Consider the following 16,366-nt stretch of genomic DNA (forward strand, 5'->3'; position numbering starts at 1 on the left):
GTGAAATATGGGAATTGTTGAATTAACAGTAATTTTTGTTTTAATCCTTTACCTGTTTGCTATTGATTGGAAAAGCTTTTTTGATTATGTCAAACAGGGTGCATGGTTTTTCATTGTGGTTTACTTTTTTTTAGGTCTTGCTATCTATAAATTCTTTTTGCATGGAATAGGCCATTAATGAAGAAACTGTTGCTTTTATTTGCTGCAACAATATTTTTGCTTTCGGGGGTTTCCTGTGAGAAAAAGGAGCCCCCAAAGGCTGCTTTAATTCTGAAAAAAGCAGATTATTTTTACGAGAAAGGTGATTTTAGAAAAGCGCTTTTACTGTATAAACATGTAATGGAGGCTTATCCGGAAACAAAAAGTGGAAAGATTGCTGCTGAAAACTATGTAAGGTATTCGCAGATGCTTCAATCTGAAATTGAGGCTAACAAAAAGATTAACTTTGACAGGACAAAGAAATTAGCAAGAGCGGTAGAGCTTTATTATAGAGACCATAGAAGATATCCCAATTCTGTAACTGATTTAATTCCAAAGTACATTCCCAAAAAGATTGTTGATGTTTGGGGAAATCCCATTGTGTACAAAAAGACAAAAGATGGCTATGTTGTTGCGTGTTTTGGTAAAGATGGAATTATCGGTGGTATAGATGAAGATACTGATTTTTTTATCCAAAATGGAGAGGTTGTAACAACACCTGAAATAAAATGATTTTTAACTCTGCAAAAAAAGAGATTTTAAAAGAGATAAAAGAAAAAGGCGATATCCCGTTTAAGCGTTTCATGGAGATATGCCTTTATCACCCTAAATACGGCTATTACAGAAATGTAAAAAAGTTAGGCAGGGAAGGGGATTTTTTTACCTCTGCACATTTAGGCACAATTTTAGGAAAGGTAATAGCTAAAGTAGCTGAAAATTATTTTGAAGATGACGAGACGGTTCAGGTTGTTGAGTTAGGTGCAGGGGAAGGTTTGCTTGCAAAGGATTTTCTTGATTTTTTTGTTGGGGAGAATATTGATAAGTATTCTAAAATAACCTACCACATTGTAGAAGGGAATCAATCTGTTTATAAGGAGATTGAAAAAAATCTTAAAGAGCATTCTTCAAAGTTTATAATTTATTCTTCAATTGAAGAATTGCCTGAATTACCAAAGGCTTTTATCTTTTCAAACGAGTTTTTTGATGCCTTTCCTGTGCATATAGTTTCAAAGAAAAAGGGGATACTCTCCGAATTGTACATTGGTTACAAAGATGGGATGTATGTTAAAAGGTTTAAACTCCCTTCAAAAGAGGTTTTAAAAGAAGTTGAGGAATTAAAAATAGAGGTTTGTGAAGACTGTGAATTTGAAGTAAATTCAGATATTGAAGCCATTTATAAACTTTTAAGCAGTAAATTTAATAAAATAAAGATGGTCACTGTTGACTATGGCTATGGGCAGGAAGAGTTATACCACCCTGATAGAAAAAACGGCACAATAATGGGATATTACAAGCATAAGGCTTATGAAAATGTTTTCCAATTTGAGGGCGAAATGGACATAACATCCCATGTTAACTTTGATGCATTAATCCATTATGGGAGAAAATACGGAATAGAAAGTGTGTATTTCAAAAATCAGAGAACCTTTCTCCTTGATAATGGCCTTTTTGAGGTTTTAAAAGAGGGAGAAGAGTTGTCGTTAAAAGATTCCTTCCAGTTAAAAACCCTTTTGCTCCCCAATTCAATGGGAGATATTTTTAAAGTTTTAATTCAGGAAAAGTAATTTTTTCAAAAATCACGGCTAAACAATTGAACTATGGTTTATAATATTGGTATAAACCAAAACTTAAAGGAGGGGTTTATGATTTACAATAACCCTGTTAAATTAAAGAATTTATCTCTTAAAAACAGGTATATTATGGCACCTGTTAAAACAGCCTATGGAAATCTAAAGGGAGAGGTTACTGAAAGGCATTTAACTTACTATAAAAACATTGCAAACGGTGGTGTTTCCCTTGTTATACTTGAGCCTGTCTCTGTTACTCAAAGCGGTAAGGAACACCCAAAGCAGATAACAATTCACCTTCCTGAAAGTGTTGAAAATTTAAAAAAGATAACAGATTTACTCCACCAGCACGGCGTTTATGCATGCCTTAATTTAAACCATGCAGGAAGGGCTGCAAACCCAAAGGCAACCGGCATGCCAGTAAAAGCCCCATCTCCAATTCCCTGTCCAACGACAGGGCAAACGCCAGAAGAGTTAACTGAAAAAGAGATTAACGAGATTCTTGAAGGATACAAAACTGCTGTAATCAGAGCAAAGGAGGCCGGTTTTGATGCAATTGAAATTCAGGCAGGACACGGTTATTTAATTCATCAATTTTTATCAGACAGGTTGAACAAAAGAGATGGCGAATACGGTAAGGATAAAAGCCTTTTTATGAAAAAGGTGTTTGACATTGTGAAAGAAAACAGGGGAGATTTAGTTGTATTTGTCAGGATTTCTGCAAGTGAATTTGTTGAAGGCGGATTTAAGCCTGAAGATAACAAAATTATTCTTGATTTAGCAAAGGAATACGGGTTTGATGCAATTCACTGCGGGCTTGGAAATGCCTGTGATACTCCACCATGGTATTACTCCCACATGGCACTTCCAGAGGAAAAGCAGATTGAGGCTTTAAAGACGATTAGAAAATTAACAGATTTGCCTATAATTGCTGCAGGAAGGATGGCGTCCATTGAAAAGTTAAAGTTGCTGGAAAAAGAAAAAATCGCAGATTTTATTGCCTTTGGCAGGCCTCTTGTTGCAGACCCAAATTTACCTGAAAAACTTGTTGAGGACAAAATTGACGACATTGTTTACTGCGGTTACTGTTTGCAGGGGTGTCTGGCAAATGTAAAAAACGGAACAGGTTTAGGTTGCATTGTTAACCCTGAAATAGACAAAGAGCCTGTTGAACAGGTTGAAAAGCCCAAAAAAATTGCGGTTGTAGGAGGAGGCCCTGCAGGTATGAGTGCAGCAATCACTTTGGCAAAACAGGGGCACAATGTTACTCTATTTGAAAAAAAGGATAAATTAGGCGGTCAGTTCAGGCTTGCACCACTTGCTCCAGGTAAAAAAAGCATGGAAAGGCCTCTTAAATCTCTTGTAAAACAAACAGAAAAATTTGTAAAAGATATCAGGCTTAACACTAAATTTACAGTTGATATGGCAGATGATTTTGACGCTGTCATTGTTGCAACAGGGGCTATTCCAGAGTTCCCTGAAGTAATTAACCTTTCTTCTGTTTACCACATCACAGCTGTTGATTTCTTTGAGGGAAAGGCAGAGGTTAAGGGCAAAAGAATTTTAATAATTGGTGCTGGAATGGTTGGAATGGAAGTGGCAGAGTTGCTGGTAAACAAAGGCTATGATGTTGTTATTACCAAGAGGACAGATACAATTGCAAATGACATGGAGGTGATTACTAAAAAGCTTATGTTTAAAAGGCTTGAAAGCAAAAACAATATCAAAATAATGCCAAATACCTATGTGCTTGAATTCCAAAAAGAAAGGGTTTATTGCAAGGTTGAGGGAAAGAATGTTTTTCTTGAACCATTTGACACAGTGATAATAGCATCGGGGATGAAACCGTTAAACACTCTTGCTGAGGAATTGAAAAACAAAGGAAATATTGAATATTACTTAATTGGAGACGCTGAAAAACCCTCAGACATTTACAATGCCACCCAGAGGGGATATAATATTGCAATTGATTTAAGGGAGGAATGATATGGTGCAGATAAAACCAGAGGATTTGGTGGAAGATGTTATTCAGAAGTATCCTCAAACAGTAAAGATTTTTATGGATTTTGATTTTCCATGTTTAATTTGCGGAGAGCCTGTATGGGGTACAATTAAAGAAAACGCCGATAGAAGTGGGGTTACTGGAGATAAATTTGACAAAATGATGGAGGCTCTCAATAAAGCGGTGGAGAATGAATAGATATTGATTGAATAAAGGAGGGGGCATTAAGCCCCCTTTTTTATTTTCTAAACCATTTGTAAAATGATGGAATTATTAACAGGGTTAATACCGTTGAGGTTATTAGCCCACCTATCACGACAATTGCAAGAGGTTTTTGAACCTCGCTACCTGTTCCAGTAGATAAGAGCAGTGGGATTAACCCTAATGCAGTGGTTAAAGCAGTCATAAGAACAGGCCTTAACCTTAATGTTGCGCCTTTTACTGAGGCTGCATCAACCTCAATTCCTTCTTCTGTAAGCTGGTTTAGATAGCTTACAAGCACCATTGCGTTTTCAAGCGCAATTCCGAAAAGTGCAATAAATCCGACAGATGCAGGCACAGAAAGGTTTTGTCCTGTTAGGTATAAAGCCCATATGCCTCCCACAAGAGCAAGCGGGATGTTTAAGAGAATTAAAGTTGCATTTTTCATTGAGCCGAATGAAGAGTAAAGCAATAGAGTAACCAATAAAAGGGTTATGGGGATAACAATAGCAAGTCTTTTGTTTGCCTGTTGCTGAAGTTTAAACTGTCCTCCCCAGGTTAAAAAGTATCCTGGAGGGAGTTTTACTTTTTCCCCAATAATGCTGCTTGCCTCTTCAACGAAAGAACCTATATCCCTGTCAACAACATTACACTGGATTGTAATAAACCTTTGCCCGTTTTCCCTGGTAATTTGCCTTGGCCCTATGATTTCTTTTACTGTTGCAAGTTCAGATAGGGGTATTTTTATACCATTTGAGGAAGTAACTATAAGGTTTTTTATCTTGTTAACAGAATCTCTTTCATGTTTTGCAAATCTTACAAATATGTCAAACCTTTTTGTTCCTTCAAATATTTTTCCTACAACCTCTCCACCTACAGCCGCTTTAATAAGAACCTGTATATCGTTAATGTTTATTCCATACCTTGCAATCTTTTTTCTATCAGGGACAATTACAATTTGCGGTGTACCTGAAACCTGGTCAACCTGTACATCTGTGGCTCCTTTTACTGTTTGAAGCACTTCGGCAATTTTGTCAGCCTTTTCTTTAAGTGTGTTAAGGTCTTCACCAAATAGTTTTAAGGCAAGTTCAGCTCTTACTCCTTCAAGCAGTTCGTCAACAGTCATTTCAATAGGCTGTGTCAGGTTAACAAGGATACCCGGGATTTCCCCTAATTCACTTCTTATTGTTTTTTCAATATACTCCTGGTCTCCCTTCTTTCTCCACTGATTTTTAGATTTTAAAATTACATATATTTCGGCTGAGTTTATTGGGTCTGTGTGAGCACCAACTTCCCCTCTACCTATTCTGGTAATAACTTCTTTCACTTCTGGAATTTTTAATAGCCTTTTTTCAACAATCATTGCATATTTCTTACTTTGATTAAGAGATATTGAGGGGGGCATTGTCAATCTAACAATTATTGTTCCCTCTTTTAGTTCAGGAGTAAATTCTGACCCTAATTGCGGGAATATAATTATCCCGCTTAATAAGAGTATCCCTGCAATAACCAAAGCTAATTTTCTATGATTTACAAACTTTTCAACAAGGGGTTTGTAAGAGTTTGACATTTTTTCAAGTAAAATTTCCCCTTTGCTTTTGCCTGTTCCAACTTTGTTTTTAAGAAGGAAGCTGGAAATTGTAGGAGCTAAAAACAGGGTATATATTAAAGAGCCTAACATTGCTAACGCCACTGTATAGGCAAGAGGCCTGAATGTTTTTCCTTCAACACCCTGCAATGTGAAAAGAGGTAGAAATACTATGATGATTATTGAAATTGCAAAGATAATAGGCTTGTAAATTTCAGCACTTGCTGTTTTTACTACCTCAAAGATAGATTTTTTTCCTTCTCCACTTTTTAAATGCCTGTCAATGTTTTCCACCACAACAATGGTGCCGTCAACAAGCATTCCTATTGCAATGGCAAGGCCTCCCAGAGACATCAGGTTTGCAGACATCCCAAGTAATTTCATCCCTATAAATGTAAAAAGAATGGAAAAGGGGATAGAGCCTGCAACTACAATGCTTGGTCTGAATTCTCCCATAAAAATAAAGAGTATAAGAATAACAAGCAGTATTCCTTGAAGAAGTGCGTCTCTAACAGTTGAAACCGAGGCCTCAACAATATCTTTTTGCTGGTAATACGGTACAATTTCAATGCCTTTTGGAAGAGATTTGTTTATCTCTTTAATCTTTTCTTCAACATTTTTAATTACTTCGGAGGAGTTTGTGCCGTAAAGTTTTACAACCATTCCAGCAACAACTTCCTGAACACCGTTTCTTGTTTGAATTCCCCTTCTAATTGCTCCACCTATTTTAATTTTTGCAATATTTTTCAAGTATACAGGTCTTCCATCAAAGGTTTTGATTACAATATTTTCCATATCCTTAATGTTTTGAACAAGACCAATCGACCTGATAACAGCCTCTTCCCCATTTTTTTCAATAAAAGAACCGCCTACATTCAGGTTGTTTTCTTTAATTTTTTCTATAATATCCTGAAGAGTGATGTTGTAGGTAAGCAATGCCTGTGGGTTTATTATAACCTGATACTGTTTTTCAAATCCCCCTATGCCTAAAACTTCAGTTACTCCTTTAACTGTTAATAACTGGTATTTTATAATCCAGTCCTGAATAGTCCTTAAATCTGTTAAAGAGTATTTTCCTGTATTATCTTTTAAATAGTAGAAGAGAACCAATCCCATTCCTGTTGAGATAGGCCCCATTTTGGGCTCTCCAAAGCCTTCAGGGATTGATTCCTTTGCTTCCTGAAGCTTTTCTCCTACAAGTTGCCTGCAAAAGTAAATGTCCATTCCCTCTTTAAAGTATATGTTTACCACAGAAAGCCCAAAGTTTGATACTGATCGAATTTCCTCAATCCCCGGTAAGCCTGTCATTGCTGTTTCTATTGGGAATGTAATATACTTTTCAATTTCTTCTGGGGCAAGTCCTTGAGTTTCTGTAAAAACCTGGACGAGATTGGGAGAAACATCGGGAAAAGCGTCCACAGGGAGCTTTTTGTATGAGTATATTCCCGCTCCCATAACAATTACAGCTAAAAGGAGAATAAAAAGCCTTTTTTCCAATAATATTTCAAGTATTTTTTTCATTGTTTCACCCCTTTATTCTTCCTCATCAGCAAAGGAGTCTTTCGTCATCTGGGCTTTTAAAGTAAAGCTACCCTTATAAACGACTTCTTCTCCTTTTTTTACACCTTCAAGAATTTCGGCAAATTTGTTGTTTGTTCTTCCAATTTTCACTTTTCTTGGCTCAAAATATTTTCCTTTTTTTACAAAAACATATTTTTCACCTTCAATTTCCTGAAAAGCAGTTAAGGGCACGGTTACTTCTGCTACTTTCCCAGGCAATTTTACTTCTGCGGTGAAAAACATTCCTGGTTTATAGTGTAATTTGGGGTTTTTAATTACAACTCTTGCCGTTGCAGTCCTTGTTTCTTCTCCTACAACAGGCGCTATAAAGTCAATTTTCCCCTTTACATCTTTTATCCCATTGTTGAATTTAATATATACCTTGTGCCCTATGTTTATATAATTGAGATACTGTGGATAAATAGTAATTATTGCCCAGACTGTTGATAAGTCTGAAATTGTGTAAATTTCAGTGTCTTCATTTACATTTTCTCCAACAGAAATATTTTTGGTGAGTATAATTCCGTCAAAGGGTGCTTTGATTGTGTAAAGTGTCAAATCAGTATTTCCATCTTTTTCAAGGTTTTTTAATTCTGTGCCTTTTATGCCGAAGGAGTACAGTTTTTGCTTAATTGTTGTGTAATTTATTTTTGCTTCAGTGTAATTTTTTTGTGCTTCAAGGTATTCTTGCTGGGATGTAATCTGTTTTTCCCAGAGTTTTTTCTCCCTTTCAAGCACTGTTTTTGCAAGTTTAAGCCTTTCAATTGATGCTAAATATTCGGCTTTTGCGTTTGCAAGTTCCCTGCTTGAAATAATTGCTAATGTATCTCCTTTCTTGACTTTGTCGCCTAATCCTTTCAATACTTTTACAGTTTTTCCCTTCACCCTTGGAGAAATCCTTGCAGTTTTATCGTAATTTAAATTGATTTCACCTGGTAAATGGATTTCACTTTCAATTAAGCGGGAGATTGCCGGCACTGTTTCTATGCCAAATTCTTTGATTTCGTCTTTTGTTAAAGAGATTTTCTCTTCAAATTCTTTTTCTTTTTCTCCTGTCTCATTTTTCTCAATTTCAGTTTCATTTTTGTTGGATGCTTTCACCTGTTCATTAATAAAAAAGCCTGCCAACCCTACAATTAAGACAATCATCACAAATAATAATTTTTTTCTCATCTTTCACTCCTTATTTTTATTTTGTTTATGTATTTTTCAGAAAAATATGCGGATAATTGCATTAACTCTCCCAGTGATTCGATGTATTTTTCTTTTACTGAAAGGTATTCGTTTTCTATAAATATCAGTGTCCTCTGGGTGTCAAGAAGGTCAAGGTAACTTAATTTACCCTCTTTGTAAGCAGTAAGCACAGCTTTGTATGCCTTTTCTGCATCAGGTAGCATTGTTTCTTTATAGACTTTGTTTTGTTCCTTTACTGTGTAAAAAGAGTTTAAAATATTCTTACGGTAATTTATTAACTCAATCTGAGTTTGCTTTAATGAAAGATAAGCCATATCCCTTTCGGCAGACTTTTTCATAATTAACCCTTTATTTCTATTAAAAACAGGGAGATTAATTCCTAAAGACATTCCATAAGCGGTTTGGTCGGTGTCCCTAAATTTTCTCAACCCTACTGAAACTTTTAAATCAGGGATATTCAATGATTTTGTTAACTTCAATTCTGTTTCTTTGGATTTTTGCAAAAATTCTTTTTCTTTTATAGCAGGGGTTGAAAGGATTTTTGATTCTTTTGCGATTTTTTCCGCTTTTAATCCTTGTGGGATGAAATCTTTAAACAAAAGGTCTTCAGGTAATTTTTCAACGCCTAAAAGATTTGCCAATGTGTTTTTCATGTTTTTGAAATTTATTTTTGCTTCTTTTAGTTGAAGTTTTGCTTTCTCAAATTCAAGGTTGGCTTTAATTTTCTGAATAGGGGAAGTTTTCCCGTATTTTACTTTTTCGCTAACTACTTTTAAATTTTCTTTTGAGATGTTAAATAGCTTTTCCGCAATATCCAGCCTTTTTTTTGCAACCGCTGTTTTGTTATATACAATAAAAAGGGTAGCTAATTTTTCATTAATTATTGATTTATAATTTTCTCTTGATGCAAGCAGTTTTTCAAAGCTTGCCTTTTTTCGGAATTTTCTTTTTCCCCCTAACTCAATTTTCTGGCTAAGGTAAAAAGTCAATTCAGAGTTTGAAAAAGTATGTTCCCCATAGCCTCTTCCAAAGTTTTCAACCTCAAATTCAACTTCTGGATTAGGTAGATATCCTGCCTGAATTTTTTCTCCCTCAATCCTTTTAAGGTTAAGGTATGCTTTTTTAATGTCAGGGTTTGATTTAAAAGCAATTTCTACTACTCTTTCAAACCCTTCCGAGTTATCAGAGGCTAACGCTGGTTGCTGTAAAGCCATAAGTCCAGTTAGAATTATTAATAAGTTAGAATAAAGCAATTTTTTGATAAATTTGTCCATAGATACTCCTTTCCTATACTTTTTTTTATTGAGATTTAATTTGTTTGGAAGGAAGATATCAAATTCTAAGAACTATTGTAGATAGAATTTTTGTGGTATTTTGGCGGTATAAAAGTTTTATATTTTTCTTTTCAAATAGGTGTTTCTTGAAGTTATAGGCAATTAAATTTTGAGGGGTGGCTGTAGAAGCAATAATTGGCTTGCAGCACTTTTTATTTGTAATATCAACGCTTATCTCAACATCTGAACATGTTTGCTTTTGCAGAGAAGGTGCTTTTTTGTTTTGGCTTTTAGTAGAATTTTTCTCAATACTGCAGGGAGATATTTTATATTCTAAAATGCATTTATTCCCTGGCTCAAAGCAAAGTACAAGCCCCTGAGAAACAAAAATAAAGTTAGCTAAAATTAGAATTATCAGGGTATTTAATACTGTTTTTCGTTTTTTGGCCGCTTTCTTCATACGCCTCTCCTATTACTTTGCAAATGAATTCTAACACGATTTTTTATTTTTACAAAAAAATAATATATTAAATTGTGAAGTTATTTTTTCAATTAAAAGGGATAATAAAAAGGTAGTCTTTAATGTTTCGAGGAAAATTTTAATTTTTTGCATTTTTTATTGACAGATATAGTCCATTTTAATACCATACAAACTGGGGAAGGTTTATGAAAAACAAGTATATTATTACCATTGTCCCTGCTGACAGCGGGAAAGTTAAAAAGATTACAGTATCCACAAAGGGATTCCGTTTTCTCGCAGTTGGTGGAGCATTTCTGGTAATATTCTTTTTATTCCTCTTCGTCCATTTTATCTATACAACTGCGCAAAATCAGCAGGTTGCAAGGTTAAAGCAGGAAGTGGAAATACTTAAAGAGGTTAATGCAAAATACCAGAAAACAGCGGACAATCTTGAGGAAAAATTAAATTATTTTTCCGATAAAGCAAAAAAACTTGCTTTGCTTGTAGGAGCTGATATTTCCATAGATGACGATCCTCTGGGTATTGGAGGCTCTGACTATGTTTTTACCCCTTACGCAGAGTATTTAAATAAAGATTTAGACTCAATGAACGAGAGGGCTCAAAAGCTTTTTGAAGGTTATGAAAAACTTTCCAAAATTTATAAGAATAAAAACGATGTTTTGAGGAAGACGCCATCAATATGGCCTGTAAAAGGGTTTATAACCGACGGTTTTGGTTACAGGATAGACCCCTTTACAGGCAAAAGAGCTTTTCATAAAGGTATAGATATTTCAGCGAGAAGGGGTACCCCTGTTGTTGCCCCTGCAGACGGAATAGTTACAATGGCGGGGAAAACAAAGGGGTATGGAAACTTTGTGGTTATTAATCACCAGAATAACCTGGAGACAAGATACGGGCATTTGAGGGATATTTTTGTTAAGAGAGGACAGATAGTAAAAAGAGGAGATGTAATTGGCACTGTGGGTAATACAGGTAGAAGTACAGGTCCTCACCTGCATTTTGAGGTTAGGGTAAACGGCAAGGCTGTTAACCCAAGAGATTACATTGTCAGTGAAATTATGCATTTCTGATAACTCTTTTTTGATATAATCAATTTGAAAACTTTTTAGATGAGGTAAATATGTTTAATTCTATAGTTACTAAAATTTTTGGAACAAAAAATGACAGGTATATAAAATCAAGATGGCCTATTGTTGAAAAGGTTAACTCTTTGGAGCCTGAATATGAAAAGTATACAGATGGTGAGTTAAAAGAAAAGATTCAGAATTTCAAGGAAATTGTTCAGCAAAGGTATAAAGAGGGGGAGAAACTTCAGAAAATTTTAGATGAAATACTTCCCGATGTGTTTGCTATTGTTAGGGAAACGGCTAAGAGAAAACTCAATATGAGGCACTTTGATGTTCAGGTTTTAGGAGGAATAGTCCTTCACGAAGGTAAGATTGCTGAAATGAAAACAGGTGAAGGTAAAACTCTTGTTGCAACCTTACCTGTTGTTTTAAATGCCCTTGCAGGCAGGGGAGTTCATGTTGTTACAGTAAACGATTACCTTGCACAGAGGGATGCTGAATGGATGGGGAAGGTTTACAATGCCCTTGGGCTTTCTGTTGGTGTAATTAAGCATGGCCTCGATGACCAGGAAAGAAAAGAGGCTTACAACTGTGATATAACATACGGCACAAACAATGAGTTTGGTTTTGACTACTTGAGAGACAACATGAAGTATTACCTTGAAGACTGTGTGCAAAGGGATTATTACTATGCCATAGTTGACGAGGTTGATTCTATTTTAATTGACGAAGCAAGAACACCGTTGATTATTTCAGGGCCCTCTGAAGAGTCTACAGAGAAGTACTATGTAGCAAACTCATTAATTCCCAAACTTAAAGAGGGAGAAGATTACGAGGTTGATGAAAAGGAAAATACAGCAGTTTTAACAGAAAAGGGTATTGCAAAGGCGGAAAAGATTTTAGGGGTTCCCAATCTTTATGACCCTTCCAATATTGAGTTGTTGCACTGTATTGAACAGGCTTTAAAAGCCCATACCCTTTTTCAAAAAGATGTTGATTATATTGTAAAAGACAATGAAGTAATAATTGTTGATGAATTTACCGGAAGGTTAATGCCTGGGAGAAGGTTTTCTGACGGCTTACACCAGGCTTTAGAGGCAAAAGAGGGTGTGAAAATCCAGTCTGAAAACCAGACACTTGCAACAATTACCTTTCAGAATTATTTCAGAATGTACGAAAAACTTTCTGGTATGACAGGTACTGCCGATACTGAAGCGGCTGAATTTAAAAAGATTTATGACCTTGATGTAATTGTTATTCCAACAAATAAACCAATGATTAGAAAAGACTATCCTGATGTTGTTTACAGAACAGAGAGGGAGAAGTTTAATGCAATTGTAAAAGAGATAGAGCGATTGCACAAAAAGGGACAGCCTGTACTTGTTGGTACAGTATCGATTGAAAACTCTGAAAAATTGAGTAACTTACTTAAAAAGAAAGGGATTAAACACGTTGTTTTAAACGCAAAACACCATGAGAAAGAAGCGGAAATTGTTGCTCAGGCAGGTAGAAAAGGTGCTGTAACAATTGCTACCAATATGGCTGGTAGGGGAACCGATATTGTTTTAGGCGGAAACCCTGAGATGCTTGCTAAGTCTGAAATTGAAAAACTTGAAGCGGCAGGCAAAGAGTTAACTGAAGAAGAAAAAAAAGAGATTTATGAGAAATTTAAAAAGCAATGTGAAAAGGAAAAACAGGAAGTGCTTGAAGCAGGTGGGCTTTTTATTATAGGTAGTGAAAGGCATGAATCAAGGAGAATTGATAATCAGCTTAGAGGCCGTTCAGGAAGACAGGGAGACCCTGGTGCATCAAGGTTTTATCTATCCCTTGAAGATGATTTAATGAGAATCTTCGGTTCTGATAAGATTTCAGGCATAATGCAGAGATTGGGAATGGAAGAGGGAGTGCCTATTGAACATAACATGATTTCAAAGTCAATTGAAAGGGCTCAAAAACAGGTTGAAAACAGAAACTTTGAAATAAGAAAGCAGTTGCTTGAATATGACTCTGTAATGAATCAGCAGAGGGAAACATTTTATAAACTTAGAAGAAAGGTGCTTGAAGGCACTGTCAGGGATTATGTCTTTGAACTTACAAAGGGAATTCTTGAATGGCTTGAAGACCAGTACATAGGAGACCCGAAGCATCCAAATGAATGGAATGCTGAAGAGTATGCAAAAAAGATTAAAGAGTACTTTGCCTACGATATTTCCCCTGATGAAGTAAGAAAAATTCCAAGAGAGAAATTAACAGAAGAGATGTATGAGAGGGTTACAAAGGCCTATCAGGAAAAGGTTAAAAAGATTGGCGACGAAGAGATGTTTAAAATGCATGAGAGGTTTGTTGCCCTGCAGTTTTTGGATAGGCACTGGAAAGACCACCTGCTCAATATGGACCATTTGAAAGATGCAATTGGATTAAGGGGATACGGGCAGAAAGACCCAATTATTGAGTATAAAAAGGAGAGTTTTGCCCTATTTGAAGATATGATGTCAAGGGTGGAAGACAATATTATTAAAGTACTTTACTGGATTCAGCCGGCAAGTGAGGAACAGGTTAGAGAAGAAAAGAGAAAAGCAAAGGCTAAACAGAAAAGGCTGTTGCATGCAAGTGTAAAAGACAAAGAGGCACCTGTGGTTGCAACAGTTAAAAGGGATAAACCTAAGATTGGAAGAAATGACCCCTGCCCCTGTGGCAGTGGTAAAAAATATAAAAAATGTTGTGGAAGGAATGAGAGGTGATTAATGCTTGATAGAATGCCTGATATAGCCTTAACCTTTGACGATGTCCTGGTGGTACCTGGATACTCAGAAGTTCACCCCAACGATGTTGATGTAACAACAGTTCTTTCAAAAAAAATCAAATTAAATATTCCCCTGATTAGTGCTGCAATGGATACAGTAACTGAATCAAGGCTTGCTATTGCCATTGCTCAGTTAGGTGGAATAGGGATTATTCACAAAAACCTGTCAATTGAAGAGCAGGCTGAGGAGGTTGATAAGGTTAAAAGGTCTGAGTCTGGAATGATTGTTGACCCGATTACCATATCACCTGACGCATCTATCTATCAGGCTGAAGAGTTAATGGCAAAGTATAAGATTTCAGGGGTTCCTGTTACACAATCCGGAAAGCCTGGGGGAAAGCTTGTAGGGATTCTTACAAACAGGGATTTGAGATTTGTTACCGATTTCAGCAAAAAGGTAAGAGATTTAATGACAAAGGATAATCTTGTAACAGTTCCTGTTGGAACAACCCTTGAGCAGGCCAAAGAAATTCTTCATAAACACAGGATTGAAAAACTCCTTGTTGTTGACGAAGACTTTCATTTAAGAGGTTTAATCACTGTTAAGGATATTGAAAAGAAAATTCAATATCCCTATGCATGTAAGGATGAGTTGGGAAGGTTAAGGGTTGGTGCAGCGATAGGTGTTACAGGAGATTACCTTGATAGGGCAGATGAATTGATTAAAAAGAATGTTGACATACTGGTTATTGATTCCTCTCACGGCCATTCACAGGCTGTTTTGGAAGCCACAAGGATTTTAAAGAAAAAATACCCTGAAATGGAATTTATAGTTGGAAACATTGCTACAGCTGAGGGAGCAGAGGCATTGATTAAAGCAGGGGCAGATGTGGTTAAGGTGGGAATTGGCCCTGGTTCAATCTGTACAACAAGGGTTGTTACAGGGTGCGGAATGCCTCAGATTACCGCAATTGCAGAAGCATCCAAAGTTTGCAAAAAATATAACACTCCATTAATTGCAGACGGTGGGATTAAATTTTCAGGCGATATAACAAAGGCGTTGGTTGCCGGGGCAGACTCAGTAATGATAGGAAGCCTATTTGCAGGAACAGATGAAGCCCCGGGAGAGACTGTTTACTACCAGGGAAGAACTTACAAAACATATAGGGGAATGGGCTCAATAGGTGCTATGAAAAAGGGAAGCGCAGACAGGTACTTTCAGTCTGCTGATGTGGAGAAAACAAAGCTTGTTCCTGAAGGAATAGAGGGACAGGTACTGTACAGAGGAAGTTTGTCAGGAATAATCTATCAACTTATAGGTGGGTTGCGTTCAGGAATGGGGCTTGCAGGGTGTAAGAATATTCCTGAATTGCAGACTAAAGCAAGGTTTATAAGGATAACTAACGCAGGGTTAAGGGAAAGCCATGCCCACGATGTTGTTATAACCAAAGAAGCACCAAATTACAGGTTAGATTGATATGTATCAATTTTTAGCTAAAGGTGGCCCCCTTATGATACCCATTATAGGGGGCTTTGTTTTAGGGCTTGCGATAATTATTGAAAGATTTGTTAATTTAAGGTATTACAAGGTTGTAAACTCTGAGCTTTTTCTCAAAGTTAAGGAGTATATTTCAGACGGGAAATTTGACCTTGCACTATCTTATGTTAGAAAAAATGCAAATTCTGTGGTTAAGCCTATTCTTGTTGAAGCAATAGAAAACAGGGATTTGCCTGAAGAAGATTTAAGAGAATTAATAGAAACAGTAGGTAAAAAATCTACAAAGATGCTTGAGAAAAACCTGCCTACACTCTCTACAATAGTTTCCATTGAACCTTTGTTAGGATTGTTAGGGACAGTTACCGGTATGATTAAGGTGTTTGCAGTAATATCTGCAAAAGGGTTGGGGCACGCTGATTTACTTGCAAAAGGAATTTCAGAAGCGCTAATAACAACCGCAGCAGGATTGAGTATAGCTATTCCATTTTTGATTTTTTACAATATTTTCAGCGAGAAGGTTGAGCACATTATAATTGAACTTGAAACCGAAATATTTTCAATTTTTAAGAATTTAAAATGAATTTTCGCGAAGAAAACGGCAAAAAATCTACAAGGGTATTGATTGATATTTCCCCTTTAATAGATGTTGTTTTTATCCTTCTTTTGTTTTTTGCTGTATCCACTACCTTTAAAGAGGAAGTAGGGCTTCCTCTTACCCTTCCCACAAGCAAAGTAAAGGCAACAAAGGTAAAGCAAAAAAATGTAACTATTTACATAACAAAGGATGGGACTTATTATATAGGTAAGAAAAAGCTTGAGGACAGTATGCTTGTAGATGAGATAAAAAAGCAGCTTGAAATAAGTGAGAAAAAAGAGGTTGTAATTAAGGCTGACAAGGGAGCGAAGTATGAAAAGGTTTACAAAGCAATGGATGCTTCAAGGCAGGCTGGGGCAAAGGGTTTAATGGTGGCAGGAAGTGCCAAATAAGGAGG

At 36.2% G+C, this 16,366-nt stretch carries 14 protein-coding genes; 10 read left to right on the top strand and 4 right to left on the bottom strand.

The genetic code is table 11. From position 1 onward, the window contains the following. Positions 1–7 precede the first annotated feature (7 nt). From TTHT_RS00395 to TTHT_RS00415, 5 genes are all read left to right on the top strand, one after another. Positions 8–178, top strand: a complete 171-nt coding sequence (locus tag TTHT_RS00395; protein ID WP_201328065.1) for a hypothetical protein — start codon at positions 8–10, stop codon at positions 176–178. After that, a complete protein-coding gene (locus TTHT_RS00400; protein ID WP_201328066.1) occupies positions 178–711 on the top strand; it encodes a type II secretion system protein GspG in 534 nt (177 codons plus the stop codon). Before TTHT_RS00395 ends, TTHT_RS00400 begins: the two co-directional genes overlap by 1 nt. Further along, positions 708–1,763, top strand: coding sequence for a class I SAM-dependent methyltransferase (locus TTHT_RS00405; RefSeq protein ID WP_201328067.1), 1,056 nt, complete (start codon positions 708–710; stop codon positions 1,761–1,763). Before TTHT_RS00400 ends, TTHT_RS00405 begins: the two co-directional genes overlap by 4 nt. A 78-nt stretch (positions 1,764–1,841) precedes the next feature. Further along, positions 1,842–3,752 (top strand): FAD-dependent oxidoreductase, encoded by a 1,911-nt coding sequence (locus TTHT_RS00410; RefSeq protein ID WP_201328068.1) that lies wholly within the window; start codon positions 1,842–1,844, stop codon positions 3,750–3,752. A 1-nt stretch (position 3,753) separates the two neighbouring features. Next, the gene (locus tag TTHT_RS00415; protein ID WP_201328069.1) at positions 3,754–3,966 is read left to right on the top strand and encodes a hypothetical protein; all 213 of its coding nucleotides are present in this window, start codon (positions 3,754–3,756) and stop codon (positions 3,964–3,966) included. A gap of 40 nt (positions 3,967–4,006) precedes the next feature. On the opposite strand, the gene TTHT_RS00420 is transcribed toward TTHT_RS00415, so the two are convergent. The 4 genes from TTHT_RS00420 to TTHT_RS00435 are packed head-to-tail and all read right to left on the bottom strand — an operon-like array spanning position 4,007 to position 10,045. After that, positions 4,007–7,078, bottom strand: a complete 3,072-nt coding sequence (locus tag TTHT_RS00420) for an efflux RND transporter permease subunit (protein WP_201328070.1) — start codon at positions 7,076–7,078, stop codon at positions 4,007–4,009. Positions 7,079–7,090: 12 nt separating this feature from the next. Further along, entirely contained in the window at positions 7,091–8,290 is a 1,200-nt protein-coding gene (locus TTHT_RS00425; protein WP_201328071.1) for an efflux RND transporter periplasmic adaptor subunit, read from the bottom strand. Next, positions 8,287–9,585, bottom strand: coding sequence for a TolC family protein (locus TTHT_RS00430; RefSeq protein ID WP_201328072.1), 1,299 nt, complete (start codon positions 9,583–9,585; stop codon positions 8,287–8,289). Before TTHT_RS00430 ends, TTHT_RS00425 begins: the two co-directional genes overlap by 4 nt. A gap of 58 nt (positions 9,586–9,643) precedes the next feature. Continuing rightward, on the bottom strand, positions 9,644–10,045 hold the full coding sequence (locus TTHT_RS00435) for a hypothetical protein (RefSeq protein ID WP_201328073.1): 402 nt from the start codon (positions 10,043–10,045) through the stop codon (positions 9,644–9,646). A gap of 206 nt (positions 10,046–10,251) precedes the next feature. Between TTHT_RS00435 and TTHT_RS00440 the strand changes: the two genes are divergently transcribed. From TTHT_RS00440 to TTHT_RS00460, 5 genes are read left to right on the top strand one after another with little or no spacing between them, the layout of a single operon-like run. Further along, positions 10,252–11,136: a M23 family metallopeptidase gene (locus TTHT_RS00440; protein ID WP_201328074.1), complete on the top strand. Its 885-nt coding sequence runs from the start codon at positions 10,252–10,254 to the stop codon at positions 11,134–11,136. Between the two features lie 50 nt (positions 11,137–11,186). Continuing rightward, positions 11,187–13,874 (top strand): preprotein translocase subunit SecA, encoded by a 2,688-nt coding sequence (gene secA, locus TTHT_RS00445; protein ID WP_201328998.1) that lies wholly within the window; start codon positions 11,187–11,189, stop codon positions 13,872–13,874. Positions 13,875–13,877: 3 nt separating this feature from the next. Continuing rightward, entirely contained in the window at positions 13,878–15,353 is a 1,476-nt protein-coding gene (gene guaB, locus TTHT_RS00450; RefSeq protein ID WP_236578193.1) for an IMP dehydrogenase, read from the top strand. Between the two features lie 34 nt (positions 15,354–15,387). Next, positions 15,388–15,954 carry a MotA/TolQ/ExbB proton channel family protein gene (locus tag TTHT_RS00455; RefSeq protein ID WP_201328075.1) on the top strand — a complete coding sequence of 189 codons (567 nt, stop codon included), beginning with the start codon at positions 15,388–15,390 and terminating at the stop codon, positions 15,952–15,954. Then, complete coding sequence (locus TTHT_RS00460) at positions 15,951–16,361, top strand: ExbD/TolR family protein (protein ID WP_201328076.1); 411 nt, start codon at positions 15,951–15,953, stop codon at positions 16,359–16,361. The genes TTHT_RS00455 and TTHT_RS00460 overlap by 4 nt, the downstream gene beginning before the upstream one ends. Positions 16,362–16,366: the final 5 nt, after the last annotated feature.

The sequence above is a fragment of the Thermotomaculum hydrothermale genome (assembly GCF_016592575.1).
Classification (GTDB): domain Bacteria; phylum Acidobacteriota; class Holophagae; order Thermotomaculales; family Thermotomaculaceae; genus Thermotomaculum; species Thermotomaculum hydrothermale.

Excerpts from the sequence above, each read along its gene's own strand:
- TTHT_RS00395 (WP_201328065.1), top strand. The coding sequence starts at position 8 with ATGGGAATTGTTGAATTAACAGTAATTTTTGTTTTAATCCTTTACCTG.
- TTHT_RS00400 (WP_201328066.1), top strand. The coding sequence starts at position 178 with ATGAAGAAACTGTTGCTTTTATTTGCTGCAACAATATTTTTGCTTTCG.
- TTHT_RS00405 (WP_201328067.1), top strand. The coding sequence starts at position 708 with ATGATTTTTAACTCTGCAAAAAAAGAGATTTTAAAAGAGATAAAAGAA.
- TTHT_RS00410 (WP_201328068.1), top strand. The coding sequence starts at position 1,842 with ATGATTTACAATAACCCTGTTAAATTAAAGAATTTATCTCTTAAAAAC.
- TTHT_RS00415 (WP_201328069.1), top strand. The coding sequence starts at position 3,754 with ATGGTGCAGATAAAACCAGAGGATTTGGTGGAAGATGTTATTCAGAAG.
- TTHT_RS00420 (WP_201328070.1), bottom strand. The coding sequence starts at position 7,078 with ATGAAAAAAATACTTGAAATATTATTGGAAAAAAGGCTTTTTATTCTC.
- TTHT_RS00425 (WP_201328071.1), bottom strand. The coding sequence starts at position 8,290 with ATGAGAAAAAAATTATTATTTGTGATGATTGTCTTAATTGTAGGGTTG.
- TTHT_RS00430 (WP_201328072.1), bottom strand. The coding sequence starts at position 9,585 with ATGGACAAATTTATCAAAAAATTGCTTTATTCTAACTTATTAATAATT.
- TTHT_RS00435 (WP_201328073.1), bottom strand. The coding sequence starts at position 10,045 with ATGAAGAAAGCGGCCAAAAAACGAAAAACAGTATTAAATACCCTGATA.
- TTHT_RS00440 (WP_201328074.1), top strand. The coding sequence starts at position 10,252 with ATGAAAAACAAGTATATTATTACCATTGTCCCTGCTGACAGCGGGAAA.
- secA (WP_201328998.1), top strand. The coding sequence starts at position 11,187 with ATGTTTAATTCTATAGTTACTAAAATTTTTGGAACAAAAAATGACAGG.
- guaB (WP_236578193.1), top strand. The coding sequence starts at position 13,878 with ATGCTTGATAGAATGCCTGATATAGCCTTAACCTTTGACGATGTCCTG.
- TTHT_RS00455 (WP_201328075.1), top strand. The coding sequence starts at position 15,388 with ATGATACCCATTATAGGGGGCTTTGTTTTAGGGCTTGCGATAATTATT.
- TTHT_RS00460 (WP_201328076.1), top strand. The coding sequence starts at position 15,951 with ATGAATTTTCGCGAAGAAAACGGCAAAAAATCTACAAGGGTATTGATT.